This is a genomic window from Cyanobium sp. Candia 9D4, assembly GCF_024346155.1.
Taxonomy (GTDB): Bacteria; Cyanobacteriota; Cyanobacteriia; order PCC-6307; family Cyanobiaceae; genus Cyanobium; species Cyanobium minutissimum.
In genome coordinates, this window is record NZ_JAGQCK010000015.1 from 17380 (window position 1) to 38810 (window position 21431).

A 21431-nucleotide genomic window follows, 5' to 3' on the forward strand; every position below is an offset into this window, starting at 1 on the left:
GATTCCCTGCGACCGAGCGTCCTTCCCCCGCCATGGCCAAGTCCCTGCGGATCCTGATGCTCCTGACGGCCGCCGCGGCGCTGGTGGTGCCTCCGGCCCCCGCCCGGGCCGGACTGCTGCGGCCAGTGCTGATGCTGCTGCGTCCCCAGCTGGAGAACCAGCTGACCAGGGTCTGCGTGGAGACGGTCTCGGCTGGCCGGGCCGACCTGGAGAAGAGCCTGCAGGATCCCTGCCGCAAGCTGGCGGTGCCCACCAGCAAGTGCCTGATCGAGGAGACCGACAACAGTGGCCGCAGCCTGGGGGTGCTCACCGAGATGGTGAGCGGCCGCTTCGGCGATGACAGCGAAGAGGTGGTCAAGCGCTGCCTGGCCAGAATGTTCGGCCTGCCCACCGACAGCCTGCGGGACATGCCGCTGCGGGAGCTGGGCCGGCGTTTCGGCAGCTACGGCCTTCAGGAGGTCACGCCCTGAGCCCCGGGCCGCCGCCAGCGCAGCAGCAGCTCCTCCCCCGGCAGCGCCCGGTGTTCCACCAGCTGCCAGCCCGTGCGGATCCCCGGAGCCACGCAGGCGTCGGCCGGCAGCCAGCCATGGGGCCCGCCCAGCAGGCGGGGGCAGATGGTGAGCTGGAGCTCATCGAGCAGGTCCTCGGCCGCCAGGGCCGCCGCCAGCTGGGCCCCGCCGAGCACGGCAATGCGCCGCTGACCCAGGGCCGCCAGGGCCGCCAGGGCCCGGGGCCAGCCGTCCAGGAGCAGGTGACGCTCGAAGCCCTCGCCGGGGGCGTCGGGGGGCAGCGGGGCGGCCTGCAGCAGCCAGCGCTCCAGGGGCTGGCGAAAGAAGGGCAAAGCGGCAGGCAGCCGGCCGCTGCGGCTCACCGCGATGGCGATCGGCTGGGCACTGCGGCCCTCTGAGCGGCGGGCCGCAAGCAGCCCTGGGCTGTGGATCAGGCAGGTGCTGCCGTGGCGCCGCAGGGTCTCGGCGCCCACCAGGACCGCATCAGCCCAGGCCAGGGCCTGCTCCAGCACCTGCCGGTCGGCGGCACCCCCCAGCTGGGCCGCCCCCCCTTCGGCGGGTGCCAGGCGGCCGTCGAGGCTCACCGCCAGAACAAGCCGCAGCTCCGGCGTTGCCGCCGGACTCAAACGGCCGCGAGGGCTTCGAGGGCGGCGGGGACCATCTCCAGCTGGGGGGTCTCGGCGAAGACCTCGGCGGCGTTGTTGGGGCTCTCCTGCAGGCGCACCTTGTGCAGGCGGGCGCCGGTGGCGGCGATGGGGGCGCTGAGCAGGTCGGCGATGTGGAGGGCGATGTTCTCGGCGGTGGGAACGCAGCCGGCGAAGTGCTCCACGTCCTTGTTCAGGAAGGTGTGGTCGAAGGGCTCCACCACCAGGTCGTCCACCAGGCGCTGCAGCTCGGCCAGGTCGCAGACCATGCCGGTGCGGGCATCGATCGGACCCCGCACGGTGACGTCGAGCAGGTAGTTGTGGCCGTGGCCGTGGGGGCGAGCGCACTTGCCGTAGATCGCCTCGTTCTCGCTCTGGCTGAGCTCGGGGCGGGCCAGGCGATGGGCCGCGGCGAAGTGGGTGCGGATCGAGAGGAAGGCTTCCATGGGATCGATGGTGGGACCGCAGAGCACGTCGGCCCAGAGGTTGGGGTGTTCGTGGAGGCGCAGGGCCACCAGGGGCAGATGGGGGGCCAGGCGCTGGCGGATCGCCTGCAGCAGGGCCTCGGTGGTGGGCAGCCGGCCCTCGGGGCGGGAGAGGTCGAACTCGGGCCAGACCTCGTTGAGGAAACGGAAGTCGAGCGGCTCGGTCACCTCCCGCCGGATGGCGTGCTTGACGTCGGAGAGGTTGAGCACCATGCCGTCGGCGTCGAGCGGGCCGCCCATCGCCACGGTGAGTTCATAGTTGTGGCCGTGGCCCGGAGCGAGGCTGCAGCGGCCGAAGCGGCGGGTGTTCTCGGCGTCGTCGAGTTCCGGCAGCCGGTAGAGGTGGCTGGCGCTGAAGGTCGCCCGGCGGGTGATCACGCAGGGGCGGCCACGCCCGTGGGCGGCGGTGGTGGGGGAGGGTGCCGCCGGAGGGGCGGTCAACCGGGTTGCGGTCATCGCCGAGGCCCAGGGGACGCCCATCCTAGAAACGGGGTCCGGACCGCCGCCGACCGCACACCCATGGCCCCAGACGATGACGCCCTGCCCCGCCCCTCGCACCGGGACCTGGCCCGCCGTCTCGATGGCCTCAACATCTACCTGGTGGGGATGATGGGGGCCGGCAAGAGCGCCGTGGGACGCCCCCTGGCCGAGGCCCTCGGCTATCGCTTCATCGATGCCGACACCGCCCTGACGGAGGTGGCCGGCCGGCCGATCGCCGAGATCTTCGCCAGCGAAGGGGAGGACGCCTTCCGCGCCCTGGAGACCGCCGTGCTCAACGGCATCGCCAGCTGGCATTCCCTGGTGGTGGCCACCGGCGGCGGGGCGGTGACCCGGCCCGAGAACTGGGGTCACATGCGCCAGGGTCTGGTGGTGTGGCTCGACGCCCCGGCGGAGGAGCTGCTTCGCCGTCTGGCGGCCGACCCCACGCCCAGGCCCCTGCTGGACGCTGCCGATCCCGCCGCCCGGCTGGAGGCACTGCTGCACGACCGCCGGCCCCTCTACGCCCAGGCCGACCTGACGGTGGCCCAGCAGGGGGGTCTCCCGGCTGCGGTGGCCCTGCAGGTGCTGGAGGCCCTGCCCTCGGTGCTGCGCGACCCCACCCCGGCTCCCGCCGAGCCCGTCCGGCTGCAGGACGCCGACGGGCAGGCCCGCCCCTCGCTCAACTGAGCGGCAGGCAGGCGCTCAGGCCGGCGGTTCCAGCCGCACGGCGAACCACTGGATCGCGCAGCCCGGCGCCAGCTCCAGTTCGCAGGCGGTGTCCAGCAGCCGGCCGGCCCGGGCCCCAGGATCGGCCAGGTCGGCCAGATCGGCCGGGGGCTCGGCCAGGGCCGCCAGGTGGCCGGCCAGCCAGTCCAGGGTCTCGGCGGCGCTGAGGATGCTTTCGCCCTTACCGGGCTCCAGCACCACGTAATGGTCGAGCTCCCGCAGCAGCGGATCGGACACGGCCAGAACAACGGCGGCCCCCATCCTGGCGGGTGGTGGTCCGACTCCAGCGGGGATCCTCAGCCCCGACCCACGGCGGCATGCACCCGGTCGCGCCAGGCGAACAGGGGCTCCAGCACGGGGTTGTCGGCGATGCCCTCCACCCCGCGACCCGCCAGGGGGGCGCCGGCGCAGGCCGGGAACTTCAGCAGATAGAGCTGGGCCGCCACGGCGATGTCGGCCAGGGTGAGGCCATCCCCCTCCAGAAAGGGGCGCTCGCTGACCAGCAGGGCGAGCTGCTCGAGGCTGCGGTGCAACTGCCGCACCTCACAGGGCCCGAGCAGGTCGCGCATCGCCTCGGTGGCGGAGCCGATCAGGCCGCCGGGCAGGGCCCCCACCAGATCCCGCAGGGGCGCCGGGGTGGCCTCGGGAAGCAGGGCGGCGCGCAGCACCGGATCGGTGGCGGCGGCCTGGAGCAGGGCCAGACGGGCGCCGCGGGCCAGGGCGGTGTCGGCCCAGTCCTCCAGCAGCAGCACCCGGGCGCGGGCGACCGGATCGGCCGGCAGCAAGGGCGGCTCCGGATGGCTGGCCTCCAGATGCAGGGCGATGGCCGTGGAATCGGCGATCACCTCGCCCCCATCCACCAGCACCGGCACCTGCCGCTGCCCGGAGAGACGGAACAGCTCCAGCTGCCCCAGGCCGGGGGTCACCTCGATGATGGTGGCCTCGAGTCCCTTGCGGGCCAGGAGCAACCGCACCTTCTCGCAGAAGGCGGAATGTCTGAACTGATGCAGCTCCATGGACCCTCCGGGCCGGCTGGGCGTGGCCCCGGGCGGCAGAGTAGCCAGCATCCGTCCAGGACCGTCGCCGAGGCCATGAAGGACTTCTTCGTCAATGTGACGCGCTATCCGCGCTATCTGATCGCCTTCAGCCTGGGGGTGTTCAACTCGGTGTTCGAGCCCCTGGCCCGGCGCCGCAGCAACCCGGTCACGGCGGTGGCGCTGGTGGGCGCCCTGATCAGCGGACTGGTCAGCCTCACCCTGGTGCTGCGTGCCATGGTGCAGTCGGCACCGCTGTCGTAGTCATGGCCCAGAGCCGACGGGTGGAACGGGTGGCGGCCCTGATCCGCCGCGAGGTGAGCGAGCTGCTGATGAGCGGCATCAAGGACGAGCGGGTCCACCACGGCATGGTCAGCGTCACCAACGTGGAGGTGGCCGGCGACCTGCAGCACTGCCGGATCTTCGTGAGCATCTTCGGCAGCGCCGAGGATCGCGAGGTGGCCATGGCGGGGCTGCAGGCGGCCTCCGCCTACGTGAAGGGGGAGCTGGGCCGGCGCCTCAAGATGCGCCGCACCCCGGAGGTGGTGTTCGTCCTCGACCGGGGTCTGGAGAAGGGCAACACGGTGCTCGGACTGCTGCAGCGCCTGGAGACGGAGCGGCGCGGGCGGGAGGAGCCGCTGGCGGAGGCGGGCGAGGCGGATCCGGCGCCTGACACCGGCAGCGACGCCGACAGCTGATCCCGCCCATGGCTGACCTCCCCGATCCACCCCAGGCCCCCCTCCCGCCCCAAGCCCTGGATCGGCTGGCCGCCGAGCTGCTGGTGGTGCGCTGCAGCGGCCATCCCGCCGATGGCCAGCGGCGCTACCCCCGCTGGGAGCTGGACAACGCCGACCTGCGACGCCTGCTGGAGCGGGGCGTGGGCGGGGTGATCCTGCTGGGGGGCAGCGCCGCCGAACTGCGGCTGCGCACCCGCCAGCTGGAGGCCTGGGCCGGCGCACCGCTGCTGCTCTGCGCCGATGTGGAGGAGGGGGTGGGCCAGCGTTTCGAGGGGGCCAGCTGGCTGGTGCCGCCCCTGGCCCTGGCCCGGATCCATGCCGAAGATCCTTCCCAGGCAGTCGATCTGGCCCGGCGCTACGGCGCCTGCACGGGCCGGGAGGCCCGCCAGCTAGGGCTCAACTGGGTGCTGGCCCCGGTCTGCGATGTCAACAACAACCCGGCCAACCCGGTGATCAACGTGCGGGCCTGGGGCGAGGACCCGGCCACCGCCGGGGCCCTGGCGGCCGCCTTCTGCCGCGGGGTCCAGGCCGAAGGCGTGCTGGCCTGCGCCAAGCACTTCCCCGGCCACGGCGACACCGCCAGCGACTCCCACCTGGAGCTGCCCCTGATCCCCCATGGCCGCGGGCGCCTGGAGGCGGTGGAGCTGCCGCCCTTCCGGCAGGCCATCGCGGCGGAGGTGGCCGCGGTGATGACCGGCCACCTGCTGCTGCCGGCCTTCGACCCCGACCATCCGGCCACCCTGTCGCGGGCGGTGCTCACCGGGCTGCTGCGCCAGGAGCTCGGTTTCGAGGGGCTGGTCGTCACCGACGCCCTGGTGATGGAGGCGATCGCCGGCCGCTACGGCGCCTCGGAGGCCGCGGTGCTGGCCCTGGAAGCGGGGGCCGACCTGGTGCTGATGCCGGGGGACGCCGACGGGGCGATCGACGCCATCGTGGCGGCGGTGGCCGGCGGCCGGCTGAGCCTGGAGCAACTGCAGGCCAGCCAGCGGCGGCGCCGCCGGGCCCTGGGGCGCTGCCTCGCCGAGCCCGACGCCGACCCCTTGGCCCCCCTGGGCGGCCTCAGCAACGGCCCCGCCCCCGCCGACCGGGCGCTGGCCCTGGAGCTGGTGCGGCGCAGCCTGGTGTCGCGGGGGCGGGGCCCGGTGCCCGGCGGCCCCGGGGTGAACCTGATCCGCCTCGACAACAGCCTGGCCTGCCCCTTCCTGACGGCGGGCGCCCCGGCCCTGGCCCTGCCGGCGGCCGCCGGATGGCGAACCTGCCTGATCGACGGCCAGGGCCCCTCCCCCTGGAGCGGGGACGGGGAGGCGCCCCTGGCCCTGGAGCGGCTGGGCGAGGGGCCGGTGCTGCTGCAACTGTTCGTGCGCGGCAACCCGTTCCGCGGCCGGGCCGACGGCCCGGATCCCTGGCCGGCGGTGATCCGACAGCTCCAGGCCGCCGGCCGGCTGGCGGGCCTGGCCGTCTACGGCAGCCCCTATGCCTGGGAGTCCCTGGCCTCCCTTCTGGATCCGGCGGTGCCGGCCGCCTGGTCGCCGGGGCAGATGGCCCTGGCCCAGGGCGAACTGCTGGACCGCCTCGGCTTCGGACCCCAGGGGGGGATCGCCGCCGCCCCTGCCCCCGGGGCCGCCGCTGCGGTGGACTTCACCGACTGAGCCCCCACCGACACCTAGCCTCCTGGCACGACCGTCCTGCCCCGCAGCGTCCGATGCTGAGCCTGTCGATGATCGTGCGCAACGAGGCCGAGCGACTGGAGCGCTGCCTGGCTTCGGTGGCGGGCTTCGTCGACGAGATGGTGGTGGTGGACACCGGCTCAGACGACGGCACCCCTGAAATCGCCGCCGCCTGCGGCGCCAGCGTCCACCACCTGGACTGGCCGGGGGACTTCGCGCCCGCCCGCAACCACGCCCTGGATCTGGTGACGGGCGACTGGGTGCTGGTGCTGGATGCGGATGAATGGCTGCGGCCCGATGCCCGCTCACCCCTGCGCGACCTGATGGGGCAGCCCAGGGTGCTGGTGGTCAACCTGCTGCGCCAGGAGCTGGGGGCCGCCCAGTCGCCCTATTCCAGCGTCAGCCGCCTGTTCCGCCGCCATCCGGCGATCCGCTGGAGCCGCCGCTACCACGCCATGGTCGACGACAGCGTGGAAATGCTGCTGGGGCAGGAGCCCGACTGGCAGGTGGTGACCTGCCTGGAGCCGGCCCTGGTGCACGAGGGGTACCGCCCCGAGCTGGTGGCCCAGCGCGACAAGGCCGCCCGCCTGCGCGCAGCCATGGAGGCGGAGCTGGCCGCCCGGCCGGGGGATCCCTACGCCTGCGCCAAGCTGGGGGCCCTGGAGGTGAGCCAGGGCCAGCGCCGCCGGGGCCTTGCCCTGCTGGAGGAGGGCCTGGCCCGTGTCGGAGCCGACGACCACGCCGAGCGCTACGAACTGCTGCTCCACCTCGCCATCGCCCGCGGCCCGGACGAACCGGCCGCCGCCGCCGCCCTCTACCGTCAGGCCCTGGCCCTGCCCCTGGATGGACGGCTCAGCGTGGGAGCCCGGCTCAACCTCGGGGCCCTGCTGCTGCGCCAGGGGGAGCTGGAGGAGGCGGCAGCCCTGACGGCAACGGTCACCGACCTCTGCCCGGAGCTGCCCCTGGCCTGGTTCAACCTGGGGCTGATCGAACGCCAGCGGGGCCGTCTGGTGGAGGCCATCGAGGCCTACCGCCGGGCCCTGGGCCTGGCCCCGGAGCACGCCGATGCCCAGCGCAACCTGGCGGCGGCCCTGCTGCTGGCCGGCGACATTCCCGGCGCCCGGGACGGCTTCCGCCGGGCAATCGCCCTGCTGGAGGCCCAGGGGGAACCGCAGCAGGCCCGGGAGCTGGCCCACCGGGCCGGCGCCCTTGTGCGCCTGGACGCCTGATGGACAAGACGTTGCCGCTGGCGGGCCGCACGGTCGCCGTGACCCGGGCCGAAACCCAGCTGGGTGCCGCCCGCCAGCTGTTCGAGCAGGCCGGGGCGAGCGTCATCGACCTGCCGGCCCTGGTGATCGGCCCCCCCGATCTCTGGGGGCCCCTCGACGATGCCCTGGCGGAACTGGATCAGTTCCACTGGATCCTCTTCTCGAGCGCCAACGGGGTGGACGCCGTGGAGCAGCGGCTGGTCCGCCGGGGGAGCAGCCTGGCCGGACGGCCCCGGGGGGTGCGGCTGGCGGCGGTGGGACGCAAGACCGCCGAGGCCCTGGAGGCCCTGGGGGCCCCCGCCGATTTCGTGCCCCCGGCCTTCGTGGCCGACAGCCTGATCGAGCACTTTCCGGTATCGGGCTGGGGGCAGCGGCTGCTGCTGCCGCGGGTGCAGAGCGGCGGTCGCACGGTGCTCGCGGAGGCCTTTGCCGCGGCCGGCGCCCGGGTGGTGGAGGTGGCCGCCTACGAGACCCGCTGTCCGGACGGACTCCCCAGTGGGGCCCTGCAGGCCCTGGAGCGGCGCGGGCTGGATGCCATCACCTTCAGCAGCGGCAAGACGGTGGACCACACCGCCCGGCTGCTGGCCGGCAGCTTCGGCGAGACCTGGCTCGAGCGGCTGGGGGGGGTGCAGGTGGTCTCCATCGGCCCGCAGACCAGCCGCCGCTGCCGGGAGCGGCTCGGCCGGGTGGACGAGGAGGCGGACCCCCACGACTTGGAGGGCCTGTTGGAGGCCTGCAGCCGGGCCCTCAGAGCTCGACCTTGACCCGGCGACTGCCGCTCTGCAGCACCACGCGTCCGTTGGGTACATCCACGGAGGCCACACTCCAGCCGGAGGGCAGCAGGTCGGTGTTGCGGCCACCCCGGTCGCCGGGGCGCAGGCTGCCGCTGAGCTGCTTGTAGGTCACCACCGCTTCGCTCTGGCCGCCGCTGTCGATCACGCCGGTGACGCGAAAATCCTTCAGGAAGGCCGGTGGGGTGGCGGCAGCTGCCGCACTGACAGCGGTCGCCGCCCCGGGAACCAGCTCCGGCACCAGCGATCCGAAGGGATCCTGCCGACCCATGCGGAAGGCATTCACCACCTGCTGGGAGGTGGGCAGGGGGGTGAGGCCCTCGGGGATGGCGCCGGAGGACGCCGTGGGGGCGGCCGGGCGGGGGGGCGCCGGCGCCGGCGGCGCTTCCGCCGTTGGGGACGCACCGCATCCGGTCAGCATCAGCCCGGTGAGGGCACCGAGCGCGAGGCGCCCGTTGAGCGGTCCGTCAGCCCTTCTCCACCAGGTCGCGAAATCGATCAAGGTTGGCCTGCAGTTCTTTGGTGACAATGCCTCCCATGATGGTGGGTTCCATCAGGGGTGCAAGCGCACCGGGCAGTTCATAGCTGACGGTGAGCTTCACCGCCGTGAGGTCGGGCCCGAGGGGATAGAAGCGGACGGCGCCCCTGGTGGGCAGGCCACCCACCGATTCCCAGTGCAGCCTCTGGCAGTCGACCCGTTCGGTGATCCGGGCCTTCCAGTGGAAACGGAACCCCTGGGCCGCCAGGGTCCAGTCCGTCAGATCCGGATCGTCGAGGGTGACGACCGACTCGATCCAGCGCATCCAGCGGGGCATGGCCTCCAGATCGCTCCACACCTCCCAGACCCGGGCCACCGGGGCCTGGATCTCGGTGGTGACACTGTGCTCGAGCCATTTCCCCATGGTTGTGCTCCTAGGCCACCGCGGCGCAGGTGGCCAGCGCCACCGGCTGATCCAGGATGGCGGCAGCCGCCAGCCGTCCGCTCATGGTGGCCCCCTCCATCGAGTCGATGTAGTCCTGGCGGGTGTAGCTCCCGGCCAGGAAGAAGTTGGCCACGGGGGTGCGCTGGGAGGGGCGGAACGGCTCCATCCCGGGCGCTTCCCGGTAAAGGGACTGGGCCAGTTTCACCACGTTGCTCCAGACGAGCTGCAGGCCGGCGGCGGAGGGGAACAGCTCGCGCACCTGGCGGTCGGTGTGGGCGACGATCTCCTCCGTCTTCTTGGGGATCCAGGGATCACCGGGGGTGAGCACGCACTGCAGCAGGGAACCCAGGCCCTCGCGCCGGTAGTCGGCCGGGCTGGTCAGGGCCAGGTCGGCGAAACAGCTGAAGTCGGCATCGGCCGTGTACAGAAGGTTGTCGAGGCCCGCCGGGCGACCCAGGTCGGCCCGGCGGGCCTCGGGGACGGCGCCGTCACCGAGTTCGGTCACCCAGCCGTCGTAGCGCAGCTGGACGGTGGCCACCGGCACCGTCTCGAGCCGGTCGATGGCGGCGAACTCGGGGAACCGGCGCCAGGCCTGGGGCAACAGCCGCTGGGCTCCCGGCACATCGCAGGCGGCCAGGTAGGCATCGGCCTCCACCCGCTTCTCGCCGTCGGGAGTGCCCAGCACCAGGGAGGTGACGACGGTCTGGCCGTTGCGCTCCTCATGGCGCACCTCACTGACCCGGTGGCGCAGGTGCAGGCGGCCGCCACGGGCCTGGATGTAGTCGAGGATCGGGCCGGTCAGCCAGCGGTGGGGGGATCCCTTGAGCAGGTTGAGCTTGGAGGCCTCCGTCCTGGAGGCGAACATCATGAAAATGGTGAGCATGCAGCGGGCCGAGATGGCCTCGCAGTCGATGAAGCCGAGCGCGTAGGCGATCGGATTCCACATCCTCTGAATGCTGCGGGGGCTGCCGCCATGGCTGAGGAACCACTGCTGGAAGCTGATGGCATCGAGGGAGCGGATCACCTTCATCGCCCCCTCGTAATCCACCAGCCCCCGGACGATCGGGCTCGTCCCCAGGGCGAGGGCATTGCGCAGCTTGTCGATCCAGTCGAGCTGGGGGGTGGTGAAGAAGGCCTTGAGGCCGTTGAAGGGGGCCCCGACGGGAAAACGGAAGTCCAGGGCCCGCAGGTCGCCGCCGCGGTTGACGAACAGGTGCCAGTGCTCCTTGGGCAGGAGATTGTCGATGGCCCCCACCTTGCGCATCAGGGCGAAGAGGTTGGCGTAGTTGAAGAAGAAGACGTGCAGCCCCATCTCGATGTGGTTGCCGTCCGGGTCCTCCCAGCTGCCCACCTTGCCTCCCATGAAGGGGCGGGATTCATACAGATCGACCGTATGACCGGCGTCGACCAGATCGACGGCCGCGCTCAGACCGGCCAGACCCGCACCCACGATGGCGACCCGCACCCTTGGATTCCCGTGAAGGTCCTGACTCTATGGACCGGAGCCTACCCACGGGGGAGGGATCTCCATAGAGTGGTCGTTCACCGCGTCGTCCGGCGGCCCGATTCCCCCCATCCGACCCCCCCAACGCACGATGAGCAGCTCCACCCAGACCCCCGCCTCCAGCCCGGCAGCCACCGCGACCGCCACCATGGCAGCCGAAGCGGCCGTCACCCACACCGGTGTCGATGGCAAGGGCATCCTGATCACCGAGCCGGCCATGCGTCAGCTGGGCACCCTGATGGCGTCCCAGGGGGGCGAGAAGGTGCTGCGAGTGGGTGTGCGCTCCGGCGGCTGCAGCGGCATGAGCTACACGATGGATTTCATCGACGGAGCGGAGATCCTTCCCGACGACGAGACCTACACCTACGAACCCGCCGGCGCCCCCAGCTTCCGGGTGGTGTGCGACCCCAAGAGCCTGCTGTACATCTACGGCATGCAGCTGGATTTCTCCTCGGCCCTGATCGGCGGCGGTTTCAACTTCACCAACCCCAACGCCTCCCAGACCTGCGGCTGCGGCAGCTCCTTCGCCGTCTGAGCCCTGGCCGGTCATGGCGGGCCGGTCCCGTGGCATGGGAGTCTGACGATCCCCATCCCACCCCCCCCCGCCGCCATGACGGCCCCGCAGGAGTCCCGCTTCGACCAGGCCATCGCCCGCTACCAGCAGGGGGCCGCGCCCGAGGAGCTGATCGACGAGTTCCTGCAGATCACGGCCCAGGAGCCGCGCCAGTCGGCGGGCTGGACCTGTCTGGCCTGGCTGCAGCTGCTGCTCGACCAGCCCCAGGCGGCCCTGCCCTCAGCCCGCAACGCGGTGAAGCTCAACCCCCAGGATCCCCAGGCGCGCATCAACCTGAGCGTGGCGATGCTGGAAACCGGCGCCAAGGGGGTGCGGGAGCACATCGAGATGGTCAAGCGGGTGATGCTGATGGCCCCGGAACTGGCCGAGGAACTGCAGGGCTCGATCGCCGACGGCCTGCAGCGGCGCCCGGGCTGGCAGGCCCTGGAGAAGGTGAAGGCCTGGCTCAGCTGAGTTCCGGCCGCCCCTGGGTCAGGGCCGCGATCACGGTCTCGGCGATGCGCCGGGAGCCCCCCGGCGGGCCCACCCGCTCCAGGGCGGCCTGGGCGCAGCGCCGGGGCAGGTCGGGGTCGGCCAGCAGGCGCTGGATCAGGCCGGCGGCCTCCCGCAGATCGCCGGTGTCGGCCGGTCGCCGCCCCACGGTGTGGACCGTGGGACCCAGCAGCCGCATCTGGGATTCGGCGAAGGCATAGCTGAACTGGGGGCCCCGGCCCACCAGCTGCACCACCGGCAGGCCGAAGCCCACCGCCTGCTCCACGGCGGTGCCGGCCATGCCCACCACCAGGTCACTGGCGGCCAGGATCGAGGGCAGGGCCCCCGGCAGCAGCCGCACCTCGAGGTCACCGCCGGCGGAGCGGAGCACGCCGCCGTCCATTTGCCAGCCGACCGCCGCCGCCAGGGGTCCCAGGTTCCGCCAGTGGGGGCTCTCCACCACCGCCACCAGGAAGCGCCAGGGACCCTCCCCGGCCCGTTCGCCCAGCTGGCCGCAGAGCCGCAGCATCAGCACCAGGTTGTGGAGGGCCTCCGGGAAGCGGCTGCCGGGGACCAGCGCCAGGGTGCGGGTGCCCGGCAGCCGGGCCACCTGGCCGGGGTCCGGTGGCGGCAGATCCATGATCGGGTAGCCGCGGAACAGGGCCTTGGCCTGGCCCTGGGCCTGGAGGTCGGTGGCGGTGAAGGCATCGCGCGTGAGCACCACCCGTACCCGCCGCCGCCGGCAGCACCAGCGGGTGAGGGCGGACAGCCGCAGCCGGCCCTCGTAGTAGCTGGAGGTGGAGACCAGGAACACCACCGTCGGCCGTCCGGTGAGCAGGGCGAAGATCAGCGGCACGTGGTCGCCGATGCTGACCACCAGGTCGAAGCGGCGGCCCTGGCGCCAGGCGGTCCAGAGCTGGGCCAGGCTCTGCTGCAGCCAGCCCGCCGCCAGGTCCTTCCAGAGGTTCAGGCCCTGGTACACCATGCCCCCGGACGGCAGGGTGCGGCCCGCGTAGAGGAGGGGAATGCCGCGGCGCCCGTAGGCCGTTCCGGCACCCACGATCGGCAGGGCCGCCAGTTCCAGTCCCGGATCGCACTGGCGCAGGCCATCGGCGATCAATCCCCCATTGAGATCCTCCCCATGGCCGTTGCTGATCAGCAGGATCCTGGGAGCAGGGGAAAGGGGCACACGGAACACCAAGCACGGTCGAGTTTAGGTTTGGGCTCACCGGGGATTTCCCCCTCCCGGCTCACCCCTCCGGCATGAGCACTCCCCCCACCGGCCCCGTCGCGCAGGTGCGCCGCGTTCTCGATGTCGTGCTGGTGGCCGACGTCTTCCTGGTGCTGGCCGGGGCCCTGTTCTTCGCCGTGGCGGTGGTGCTGCACGGCCAGCGGCTGGATGGGCCCCTGGAGCTCTTCCAGCGGCTGTGGCAGCCCCTGTTCACGCCGGCCATCGGCCTGTTGATGGCGGCGGCCCTGCTCAGCGGCGGGTTGGGCTGGTGGCAGCGGCGAGGGCAGAGCTGAGGTCCGGGTACTGGAAGTGGAAGCCCTGGGCCAGCAGCCGCTCGGGGCGGACCTGCTGGCCTTCGAGCACCACGGCGGCACCATCGCCGAGCAGCAGTTGCAGCAGGGGGCCGGGCACCGGCAGCAGGCTGGGCCGGCCGAGGGCACGGCCGAGGCCGGAGGCGAAGATCCCCATGCGGGTGGGCTCCGGGGCCACGGCGTTGTAGGGGCCGGCGTAGGCGTCGTCCTCCAGGGCGGTGACGATCAGCCGGCAGAGGTCGTGGCGGTGGATCCAGCTCATCCACTGCTGGCCGCTGCCTACCGGCCCGCCGAAACCGGCCCGGAACACGGGCAGCATCTTGCCGAGGGCGCCCCCGTCGGGGCCGAGCACGATGCCCACACGCAGCACCACGAGGCGGCAGGCCTCGGGGGCGACCTGGGTGGCGGCTTCCCAGCGGGCACAGAGGCGGGCCAGGAAATCGTCGCCGGGGGGGCTGGCCTCCGTGAAGGCGGCCTCGAGGCTGGTGCCGTAGTACCCCACAGCCGAGCCGTTCACCAGCACCCGGGGCGGTGTGGCCAGGGCCGTCATCGCCCGCACCAGCTGGGTGGTGGTGCCGATGCGGCTGTCGAGCAGGCGCTGGCGGTGGGCCGGGGTCCAGCGCTGATCGGCGATCGGCTCCCCCGCCAGGTTGACGACCCCATCGGCCGCTTCCAGGGCCTCCAGCAGCGCCGGCTGGTTCCAGCTGGCCGGGTCGGACGGATCGAAGCAGAGGGTGATGAGCCGGGGGTCGGCCGCCTCGCTGTCGGGCCGGGGACGACGGCTGACCAGGGTGAGCTGGTGGCCGAGGTTGAGCAGGAACGGCACCAGCTCCCGGCCGACGAAACCGGTGCATCCGAGCAGAAGCAGTCGCATGCCCACCGTTCCAGCGAAAACCAGTGCCGAGGTTAGGTTCCGGCGGCCCTAACCTGGGCTGATCCCACCTCCCGACGATGGCTGAGTCCGCGCCTGCCGCTCCCCCGAGCCTGAAAAAGGGTGCCCTGGTCAGGGTGAACCGAATCGCCTACACCAACAGCCTGGAGGCCGGCGCGAGCGACCCGGTGCCCCCCGGCTACCTGTTCGAGGGGCCCGGAGAGATCCTGGCGATCCAGGGGGAGCACGCCCAGCTGCGCTGGCGCCTGCCGGTCCCCGACGTGTGGCTGCGGCTCGACCAGCTCGAGGCCATGCCCGCCGGTTAGGGCTCCCTCGCCGCCTAGAGCTCCACCCGGCGCCGTTCCTCCTTCAGCCGGCTGCGGCGCAGCCTGGCCTCCCGCAGCATCTCCTTGCCGTCATGGAGGTAGCTGTCGACATAGCCAATCGTGTAGCGCTCCAGCTCCACCAGGGCATCCTGCACCTGGCTGAGGCAGTGGTAGAGGCTGAGGCCGAAACCCTTGGCCGCCGCTGGGCAGGCCCGGGAGCGGTAGAGGGCCTCCACCTTCTCCATGCGCTGCCGGCTCTGGTCGAGGAAGGCGCAGAACGCCTCCATCAGCGCGTCGTCGTAGGGGTCGGCGGCCAGGGAGCGCAGCTGGGCCGGGAAGGGATTGATCACCTGCCCGATCAGCCGGTCGATCGGCACGTACACCTGCTGGAGCCAGCCCAGCAGCTCCTCGTCACTGGCGGCCCCGACGCCGCGATGGCGAGCCGCCGCTGGCCCCCTGGCCGTCGCGGCACCGCCAGCGGCGGTGTGCGCCGGCACGCCGACGCCGGCGCCATGGTCGTAATGGCGGCGCCGGTCCCCGTCGCCCAGCACCTCCCAGGCCGCATTCAGGGCCAGGATCGTGCGCGGGTCACCGCCGGCGTCCGGGTGATGGCGTTTGACGAGGGCCCGGTAGGCCGCCTTGATTTCGGCGGTGGTGGCCCCAGGCGTGACCCCGAGGATGGCGTAATGGTCGGCGGAGGTCCTGGCCATGCGCTGACGGCGCCATCTGGATCCAGCATCGCCGATGGGAACGCCCGGACGGGACCCGCCGGCACCCAGCCATGAAAAAGCCCCCCTGGAGAGGGGGGCGCGGAGTTGTGAGGAACGGTGAGGAGAAAGGAGCGCCGATCTGGAGGGACCGATGGGGACCCCGGCGAATCAGAACCGGAACTGGGTCTGGACCAGGCCGCCGAGCACGCTGCTCGACTGGCCCGCGGTGGTGAACTGGCCGTTGGGGCGGCTCAGGTAGAAGAGCGCAGGGGTCACGCTGATGTTGTCGGTGACCTGGAACCGGTACCACCATTCCCAGACGAAGTTGCCGTCCTGGGGCGTCTGGCCGTTGCGCAGGGAGGTGGCGAACACCGGCTGACCCACGGCCATGCCGAGGGCATTGCCCTTGACGAACGCATCGGCCCATTGCAGGCCGACACTCCAGGACTGGCTGGCGCCCCGGTTGGCCGACTGGTTGAAGGTCGGCACCGTGTCGAAGGTCGGCACCCGCACCGACGTGGCCCCGACGCGCAGCAGGGCGGTCTGGGGGTTCAGCTGGGGCTGGGTGAGGGCGTTGTAGCCCCAGCCCAGGTTGATCGAGGGGATCCAGCCGCTCTTCTTGGGCTGCCACGCGAAGGTGGTGGCGAAGTTGTTGGAGTAGGAGGCGTTGGTGCCGAAGTTCTCCGAACCCAGGAAGTTGTTGTTGATGTTGGGGCAGTCAACCGCCGGCTGGGCGAAGGAGGTGCCGCGGCGGAAGTTCTGGCCGCACTGGACGTAGCTCCAGGCGAAGGCGAAGCGCCAGTTCTTGCCGGCGAAACCAGCCTGGGTCGTCCAGGTGCCGCGGCTGCGCTCGTTCAGCAGGCCCCCCTGGTTGGGGTTGCCGTTGTCGCCGTTGGGGGCGACGTAGGCCGTGGAGATCGCGAAGAAGGGCTTGCCCTTCTTGACGTTCTGCTTCCACATCAGGCCGAAGGTGGAACCGGTGGCCTTGTTGTAGGCGCCGGGAGCCCCGTGCAGCGTGAAGACATCAAGGATGCCACCGTTGTAGAACCAGGGTGTGATCGCCAGGAACTCGGTGTTCCGGGCCCGGGCGCCGACCAGGGCGGTGAAGTCGCGGCCAATCGGGAAGCGGTAGTAGAGACGGTCGATGTTGACGACGTCAGCTCCACCGACCGGGGAGAAGGCGCGATCCAGCGCCATCAGGTTGTACGGCTGGCCGCCGAAGGGACTGTTGTTGAAGTTGCCGCTGCGCAGACGGGTGTACAGCAGGTCCTTGCCGGTGAAGCTGGTGAGGAAGTTGAGGCGGATGTCGTAGTTGAACACCGTGGCGCCCCAGTTGCGCCGGTTGTTGGCGGGGAAGGCGTTGGCCGCAGCGGCCGGTACACCGACGGCGGGGTTCGGCAGGCCCTGGTTGCCACCGAAGCTGTTGGAGCCGATCACGAAGACCGCATCACCCTGGAGCTTGGTGGTGGTGGAGAACTGGGTGGCCTCCAGCTCGCCCACCTTGGCCTCCAGCCCATCCACCCGGCCGCGCAGCACGGCGAGTTCCTTCTCGAACTCCTCCATCAGACGCTTCAGCTCGTCGGTCACCTCGGTGATCCGGTCGAGGCAGGCGTTCAGCAGGGCCGCCGCTTCATAGCGGGTCATGGCCTGACCGCCCTTGTAGGTGCCGTTCGGGTAGCCGGCGACGCAGCCGTAGCGCTCGATCAGGTTCGAGAGCGCCTGGTAGGCCCAGTCGGTGGGCTTGACGTCGGAGAACTGGTTGATGCTGGTGACCTGGTTCTGGGCTTCCCAGGCCTTGAAGCTGTCAATGTTCTGCTGCTCCATATAGGTGGAGATCTCCGCCCGCTGGGACGGGGAGATCTCGCCGGCCGAAGCGGCAAGTGGCGACAGCAGCCCAAGGGCCACCGGCGCCAGCAGGAATTGCTGGAAGGGTTTCATTGGTCCTCACACCAAAAAGAGGAATCCCCCGGAGGGGACGGCGCAAAGGTATAGGAATCCGCCTGCCCGGAAGAAAGGCCGGATTACACCGGCTGGTATTGCAGCTGACATGGAAACCCCGATGATCCTTGCTGTCAGAAGAAGGAAAGGACCGGGCAAGGTCCTGACAGGGCGGCCGTGGTGAGCAACCGGGAGAGGGAAAGCCCCCCGTGGAGGGGGGCCGGAGCGCTGTGAGGAGGGAAGTCGAAGGATCAGAACCGGAACTGGGTCTGGACCAGGCCGCCGAGCACGCTGCTCGACTGGCCGGCGGTGGTGAACTGGCCGTTGGGGCGGCTCAGATAGAACAGGGCCGGGGTCACGCTGATGTTGTCGGTGACCTGGAACTTGTACCACCACTCCCAGACGAAGTTGCCGTCCTGGGGGGTCTCGCCGTTACGCAGCGAGGTGGTGAACACCGGCTGGCCCACCGCCATGCCGGCCTCGTTGCCCTTGGCGAACACGTCGGTCCACTGCAGGCCCACACTCCAGGACTGGCTGGCGCCCCGGTTGGCCGACTGGTTGGAGGTCGGCACGGTGTCGCGCACCGGCACATTGATGCCGTTGATCCGGGCCAGGACAGGGTTCAGCGCCGGCTGGGTGAGGGCGTTATAGCCCCAGCCCAGGCTGATCGAGGGGATCCAGCCGCTCTTCCTGGGCTGCCACGCGAAGGTGGTGGCGAAGTTGTTGGCGTAGGCGGCGCTGTTGCCGTAGGCCTCCGAACCCAGGAAGTTGTTGTTGATGCTGGGGCAGCCGACCGCCGGCTGGGCAAAAGAGGTGCCGCGGCGGAAGTTCTGGCCGCACTGGACGTAGCTCCAGGCGACGGCGAAACGCCATTGCTTGCCGGCGATGCCGGCCTGGGTCGTCCAGGTGCCGCGGCTGCGTTCGTTCAGCAGGCCCCCCTGGCTGGGGTTGCCGTTGTCAGCCACGGGGGCGACGTAGGCCGTGGAGATCGCGACGTAAGGCTTGCCCTTGGGAACGTTCTGCTTCCACATCAGGCCGAAGGTGGAGCCGGTGGCCTTGTTGTAGGCGCCGGGAGCCCCGTGGAGCGTGAAGACGTCGAGGATCTCGGACTTGTAGAACCAGGGGGAGATCGCCAGGAACTCGGTGGCGCGGGCCTTCGGGCCGATCATGGCGGTGAAGTCGCGGCCGATCGGGAAGCGGTAGTACAGGCGGTCGATGAAGACGGTGTCGGCCCCGGCCGTGGGCGCCGTGAGCTTGTCCAGCGCCATCAGGTTGTACGGCTGGCCGTTGAAGGGGCTGTTGTTGGCGTTGCCGCTGCGCAGACGGGTGTACAGCAGGTCCTTGCCGGTGAAGCTGGTGAGGAAGTTGAGGCGGATGTCGTAGTTGAACACCGTGGCGCCCCAGTTGCGCCGGTTGTTGGCGGGGAAGGCGTTGGCCGCAGCGGCCGGCACACCGACGGCGGGATTCGGCAGGCTCTGGTTGCCGCCGAAGCTGTTGGCGCCGATCACGAACGTGGCTTCACCCTGCAATTTGGTGGTGGTGGAGAACTGGGTGGCCTCCAGCTCGCCCACCTTGGCCTCCAGGCCATCCACCCGGCCGCGCAGCACGGCGAGTTCCTTCTCGAACTCCTCCATCAGGCGCTTCAGCTCGTCGGTCACCTCGGTGATCCGGTCGAGGCAGGCGTTCAGCAGGGCCGCCGCTTCATAGCGGGTCATGGCCTGGCCGCCCTTGTAGGTGCCGTTCGGGTAGCCGGCGACGCAGCCGTAGCGCTCGATCAGGTTCGAGAGCGCCTGGTAGGCCCAGTCGGTGGGCTTGACGTCGGAAAACTGGTTGATGCTGGTGACCTGGTTCTGGGCTTCCCAGGCCTTGAAGCTGTCAATGTTCTGCTGCTCCATATAGGTGGAGATCTCCGCCCGCTGGGACGGGGAGATCTCGCCGGCCGAAGCGGCAAGCGGCGACAGCAGCCCAAGGGCCACCGGCGCCAGCAGGAATTGCTGGAAGGGTTTCATTGGTCCTCACACCAAAAAGAGGAATCCCCGACAGGGGAGACCAGAACTTATCCGTCGGGGATGGATGGGAACGGGGAGTGGTCACGGGTGGAGGTAACGATGGGAACATCGCCTGGTAACCCCATCCGGGATCGGCAAAGAAAAAGCCCGGCTGCAGAGCAGCCGGGCAAGGGAACGAGGAGGGTGTGAGGAAAGGGCTCTGACGAATCAGAACTTGAAGGTGGTCTTGATGAAGCCGCCGAAGTTGTTGAAATCGGATCCCACAGGACCAATCGCACCGACGTTCTTGGAGACCTGACCCAGGGGAGCGCTCAGGTAGTAGAGCGCCGGGGTCACGCTGATGTTGTCGGTGACCTGGAACTTGTACCACCACTCCCAGGCGTAGTTGCCATCGACGATGGCGGTGGCGGCCGCGGGACCACCGAAGACGGCGGGACCGGCGCTGACGGACGTCAGGAAGGTGGGCTGACCCACGGCCATGCCGAAGGAGTTGCCCTTGATGAACACGTCATCCCACTGCAGACCGACGTACCAGGACTGGCTGGTGGCGTTGGTGATGCCGGTGGTGGAGACGAGGTTCGCGGCGCCGTTGAGGTTGGTGGTGCCGTTGTAGTTGCTGCGGTTGATGCCCCAGCCGGCGCTGATCGAGGGGATCCAGCCGGAGTTGGTGGGCTGCCAGTAGGCGCTGATGCCCACCGAGTTGGTGGCGGCGGCGTTGGTCTGGAAGATGGTGGCCAGCGGCGTGCCGTTGCCGGTGTAGAGGCCGGCACCACCCGAGGAGTAGGTGTAGGCCGCCGCGATGCCCCAGTTGGAGCCGGTGTAAGCGATCTGGCCGGTACCGGTCTGGGCGGAGCAGGCGTTACCGATGCCGCCGCAGTTGGGGGTGCCGGCGATCGGGTTGCCCACGTCACCGTTGGCGGAGACGTAGTTGGCGCTGATGCTGAAGCCGCCGCTCTTCCACCACAGACCACCACCAGCACCGAGGTTCAGGCTGTAGGTGCCGGGAGCACCGGCGTAGGTGAAGATGTCGAGGACGGTGTCAGCCGGGTAGGCGGACGGCCAGACGGCCAGCATGTCGTCCTGACGGACGCGACCACCGATGGTGGCGGTGAAGTTGCTGCCGAGGGGGAACTGGTAGAAGAGGCGGTTGATGGCGACCACGTCACCGCAGTCGACACCCAGGCCGCAGTTCTCCTCAAAACCGGCTTCGGTGGCGTTCAGGCCGACGACCGGCTGGCCGAAGGGACCCTGGGCGAAGTTACCGGCCCGCAGGCGGGTGCGGAGCAGGTCCTTGCCGGTGAAGCTGGTGTCGAAGTTGAGCTGGATGTCGTAGTTGAACGCCGTGGCGCCCTGGGTCTGGCGGGCCTGGTTCGCCCAGGTGTTGGGCACGTAGCCGAAGCCGGCGGGGTTCGCCCCGAAGGCCCCGGGCACGAAGGAAGGAATCACGGCACCGGCCCCGACCAGGCTGGCGGGCAGCAGGACGGAGGCCGGATCGTTGGGAACGGCCGGCAGGAAGACCCCAGGCACCGGAACGATCTGGGCGTTACCGCCGTAGCTGTTGGCCCCCATGATGAAGGTGGCCTTACCGGTCAGCTTGGTGGTGGTGGAGAACTGGGTGGCCTCCAGCTCGCCCACCTTGGCCTCCAGGCCATCCACCCGGCCGCGCAGCACGGCGAGTTCCTTCTCGAACTCGGCCATCAGGCGCTTCAGCTCGTCGGTCACCTCGGTGATCCGGTCGAGGCAGGCGTTCAGCAGGGCCGCCGCTTCATAGCGGGTCATGGCCTGGCCGCCCTTGTAGGTGCCGTTCGGGTAGCCGGCGACGCAGCCGTAGCGCTCGATCAGGTTCGAAAGCGCCTGGTAGGCCCAGTCGGTGGGCTTGACGTCGGAAAACTGGTTGATGCTGGTGACCTGCTCCTCGGAGGCGTACTTATTGACGCCGTCGATGTTGAGCTCGGCCGCCTGGACCGCCACGGGGGCGAGCAGGCCGAGAGCGGCAGGAGCAACCAGCAGCTGCTGGAAGGGCTTCATGGATTCCTCACACAATAAGGAGTGCTGTTCCATGCCGGAACACCGCGAAGTATAGGTCCTGTTTCTTGCCCTGCAAGCAGCAAGTCAGGCTCAGGTAACGATCGATCAAGCACCCAAGTCAGCAGGTTCGACAACACACAAAAAAGCCCGACTGCATTGCAGCCGGGCGAGTTTGAGGAAATTGTGAGAGAAGT

Annotated in this window: 24 protein-coding genes; 11 read left to right on the forward strand and 13 right to left on the reverse strand. The window is 70.5% G+C overall.

What is annotated here, in order from left to right:
- The first annotated feature begins 32 nt into the window (after window positions 1-32).
- Window positions 33-470 (forward strand): hypothetical protein, encoded by a 438-nt coding sequence (locus tag KBZ08_RS15940; protein ID WP_106223007.1) that lies wholly within the window; start codon window positions 33-35, stop codon window positions 468-470.
- Here the strand turns inward: KBZ08_RS15940 and KBZ08_RS15945 are convergent.
- Together KBZ08_RS15945 and KBZ08_RS15950 are read right to left on the reverse strand one after the other, a co-directional pair.
- Entirely contained in the window at window positions 452-1135 is a 684-nt protein-coding gene (locus tag KBZ08_RS15945; protein ID WP_254974211.1) for a dihydrofolate reductase family protein, read from the reverse strand. The two genes, KBZ08_RS15940 and KBZ08_RS15945, sit on opposite strands and share 19 nt — an antisense overlap.
- Window positions 1132-2094: a 6-carboxytetrahydropterin synthase gene (locus tag KBZ08_RS15950; RefSeq protein ID WP_254974213.1), complete on the reverse strand. Its 963-nt coding sequence runs from the start codon at window positions 2092-2094 to the stop codon at window positions 1132-1134. Before KBZ08_RS15950 ends, KBZ08_RS15945 begins: the two co-directional genes overlap by 4 nt.
- Window positions 2095-2157: 63 nt before the next feature.
- Here KBZ08_RS15950 and KBZ08_RS15955 point away from each other — a divergent pair, with 63 nt between their 5' ends.
- Window positions 2158-2805: a shikimate kinase gene (locus KBZ08_RS15955; protein WP_106223010.1), complete on the forward strand. Its 648-nt coding sequence runs from the start codon at window positions 2158-2160 to the stop codon at window positions 2803-2805.
- A 15-nt stretch (window positions 2806-2820) separates the two neighbouring features.
- On the opposite strand, the gene KBZ08_RS15960 is transcribed toward KBZ08_RS15955, so the two are convergent.
- Both KBZ08_RS15960 and KBZ08_RS15965 read right to left on the reverse strand, forming a co-directional pair.
- The gene (locus tag KBZ08_RS15960) at window positions 2821-3081 is read right to left on the reverse strand and encodes a chlororespiratory reduction protein 7 (protein ID WP_106223026.1); all 261 of its coding nucleotides are present in this window, start codon (window positions 3079-3081) and stop codon (window positions 2821-2823) included.
- A 59-nt stretch (window positions 3082-3140) separates the two neighbouring features.
- A complete protein-coding gene (locus KBZ08_RS15965; RefSeq protein ID WP_106223011.1) occupies window positions 3141-3860 on the reverse strand; it encodes a glutathione S-transferase family protein in 720 nt (239 codons plus the stop codon).
- A 75-nt stretch (window positions 3861-3935) separates the two neighbouring features.
- Here KBZ08_RS15965 and KBZ08_RS15970 point away from each other — a divergent pair, with 75 nt between their 5' ends.
- From KBZ08_RS15970 to KBZ08_RS15990, 5 genes are read left to right on the forward strand one after another with little or no spacing between them, the layout of a single operon-like run.
- A complete protein-coding gene (locus tag KBZ08_RS15970) occupies window positions 3936-4142 on the forward strand; it encodes a DUF751 family protein (RefSeq protein ID WP_094587370.1) in 207 nt (68 codons plus the stop codon).
- A 2-nt stretch (window positions 4143-4144) separates the two neighbouring features.
- On the forward strand, window positions 4145-4576 hold the full coding sequence (gene rbfA, locus KBZ08_RS15975) for a 30S ribosome-binding factor RbfA (protein ID WP_106223012.1): 432 nt from the start codon (window positions 4145-4147) through the stop codon (window positions 4574-4576).
- An 8-nt stretch (window positions 4577-4584) separates the two neighbouring features.
- On the forward strand, window positions 4585-6264 hold the full coding sequence (locus KBZ08_RS15980; RefSeq protein ID WP_254974219.1) for a glycoside hydrolase family 3 N-terminal domain-containing protein: 1680 nt from the start codon (window positions 4585-4587) through the stop codon (window positions 6262-6264).
- 53 nt (window positions 6265-6317) lie between these two features.
- The gene (locus KBZ08_RS15985) at window positions 6318-7511 is read left to right on the forward strand and encodes a glycosyltransferase (RefSeq protein ID WP_254974220.1); all 1194 of its coding nucleotides are present in this window, start codon (window positions 6318-6320) and stop codon (window positions 7509-7511) included.
- Window positions 7511-8314, forward strand: a complete 804-nt coding sequence (locus KBZ08_RS15990; protein WP_254974221.1) for a uroporphyrinogen-III synthase — start codon at window positions 7511-7513, stop codon at window positions 8312-8314. The genes KBZ08_RS15985 and KBZ08_RS15990 overlap by 1 nt, the downstream gene beginning before the upstream one ends.
- On the opposite strand, the gene KBZ08_RS15995 is transcribed toward KBZ08_RS15990, so the two are convergent.
- From KBZ08_RS15995 to zds, 3 genes are read right to left on the reverse strand one after another with little or no spacing between them, the layout of a single operon-like run.
- Window positions 8298-8762: a hypothetical protein gene (locus tag KBZ08_RS15995; RefSeq protein WP_254974223.1), complete on the reverse strand. Its 465-nt coding sequence runs from the start codon at window positions 8760-8762 to the stop codon at window positions 8298-8300. The genes KBZ08_RS15990 and KBZ08_RS15995 overlap by 17 nt on opposite strands.
- A 46-nt stretch (window positions 8763-8808) precedes the next feature.
- On the reverse strand, window positions 8809-9243 hold the full coding sequence (locus tag KBZ08_RS16000) for an SRPBCC family protein (protein ID WP_106223017.1): 435 nt from the start codon (window positions 9241-9243) through the stop codon (window positions 8809-8811).
- 10 nt (window positions 9244-9253) lie between these two features.
- Entirely contained in the window at window positions 9254-10729 is a 1476-nt protein-coding gene (zds, locus tag KBZ08_RS16005; RefSeq protein WP_254974225.1) for a 9,9'-di-cis-zeta-carotene desaturase, read from the reverse strand.
- A 130-nt stretch (window positions 10730-10859) separates the two neighbouring features.
- Between zds and KBZ08_RS16010 the strand changes: the two genes are divergently transcribed.
- Window positions 10860-11303 (forward strand): iron-sulfur cluster assembly accessory protein, encoded by a 444-nt coding sequence (locus KBZ08_RS16010; protein WP_396103682.1) that lies wholly within the window; start codon window positions 10860-10862, stop codon window positions 11301-11303.
- A 75-nt stretch (window positions 11304-11378) separates the two neighbouring features.
- The gene (locus KBZ08_RS16015; protein ID WP_015110465.1) at window positions 11379-11795 is read left to right on the forward strand and encodes a hypothetical protein; all 417 of its coding nucleotides are present in this window, start codon (window positions 11379-11381) and stop codon (window positions 11793-11795) included.
- On the opposite strand, the gene KBZ08_RS16020 is transcribed toward KBZ08_RS16015, so the two are convergent.
- A complete protein-coding gene (locus KBZ08_RS16020) occupies window positions 11788-13002 on the reverse strand; it encodes a lipid-A-disaccharide synthase-related protein (protein WP_254974228.1) in 1215 nt (404 codons plus the stop codon). The two genes, KBZ08_RS16015 and KBZ08_RS16020, sit on opposite strands and share 8 nt — an antisense overlap.
- Window positions 13003-13076: 74 nt before the next feature.
- On the opposite strand from KBZ08_RS16020, the gene KBZ08_RS16025 reads away from it, so the two are divergent.
- Window positions 13077-13337, forward strand: coding sequence for a hypothetical protein (locus KBZ08_RS16025; RefSeq protein ID WP_106223019.1), 261 nt, complete (start codon window positions 13077-13079; stop codon window positions 13335-13337).
- On the opposite strand, the gene KBZ08_RS16030 is transcribed toward KBZ08_RS16025, so the two are convergent.
- Window positions 13294-14229, reverse strand: a complete 936-nt coding sequence (locus KBZ08_RS16030) for a TIGR01777 family oxidoreductase (RefSeq protein ID WP_254974230.1) — start codon at window positions 14227-14229, stop codon at window positions 13294-13296. The genes KBZ08_RS16025 and KBZ08_RS16030 overlap by 44 nt on opposite strands.
- A gap of 77 nt (window positions 14230-14306) precedes the next feature.
- Here KBZ08_RS16030 and KBZ08_RS16035 point away from each other — a divergent pair, with 77 nt between their 5' ends.
- Window positions 14307-14552 (forward strand): NAD(P)H-quinone oxidoreductase subunit O, encoded by a 246-nt coding sequence (locus KBZ08_RS16035; protein WP_106223021.1) that lies wholly within the window; start codon window positions 14307-14309, stop codon window positions 14550-14552.
- A 14-nt stretch (window positions 14553-14566) separates the two neighbouring features.
- On the opposite strand, the gene KBZ08_RS16040 is transcribed toward KBZ08_RS16035, so the two are convergent.
- From KBZ08_RS16040 to KBZ08_RS16055, 4 genes are all read right to left on the reverse strand, one after another.
- Window positions 14567-15262: a J domain-containing protein gene (locus KBZ08_RS16040; RefSeq protein WP_254974232.1), complete on the reverse strand. Its 696-nt coding sequence runs from the start codon at window positions 15260-15262 to the stop codon at window positions 14567-14569.
- A 168-nt stretch (window positions 15263-15430) separates the two neighbouring features.
- On the reverse strand, window positions 15431-17200 hold the full coding sequence (locus KBZ08_RS16045) for an iron uptake porin (protein ID WP_106223023.1): 1770 nt from the start codon (window positions 17198-17200) through the stop codon (window positions 15431-15433).
- Between the two features lie 251 nt (window positions 17201-17451).
- Window positions 17452-19209 (reverse strand): iron uptake porin, encoded by a 1758-nt coding sequence (locus KBZ08_RS16050; protein ID WP_254974235.1) that lies wholly within the window; start codon window positions 19207-19209, stop codon window positions 17452-17454.
- A 207-nt stretch (window positions 19210-19416) separates the two neighbouring features.
- Window positions 19417-21237 (reverse strand): iron uptake porin, encoded by a 1821-nt coding sequence (locus KBZ08_RS16055; RefSeq protein WP_254974237.1) that lies wholly within the window; start codon window positions 21235-21237, stop codon window positions 19417-19419.
- Between the last annotated feature and the right edge of the window lie 194 nt (window positions 21238-21431).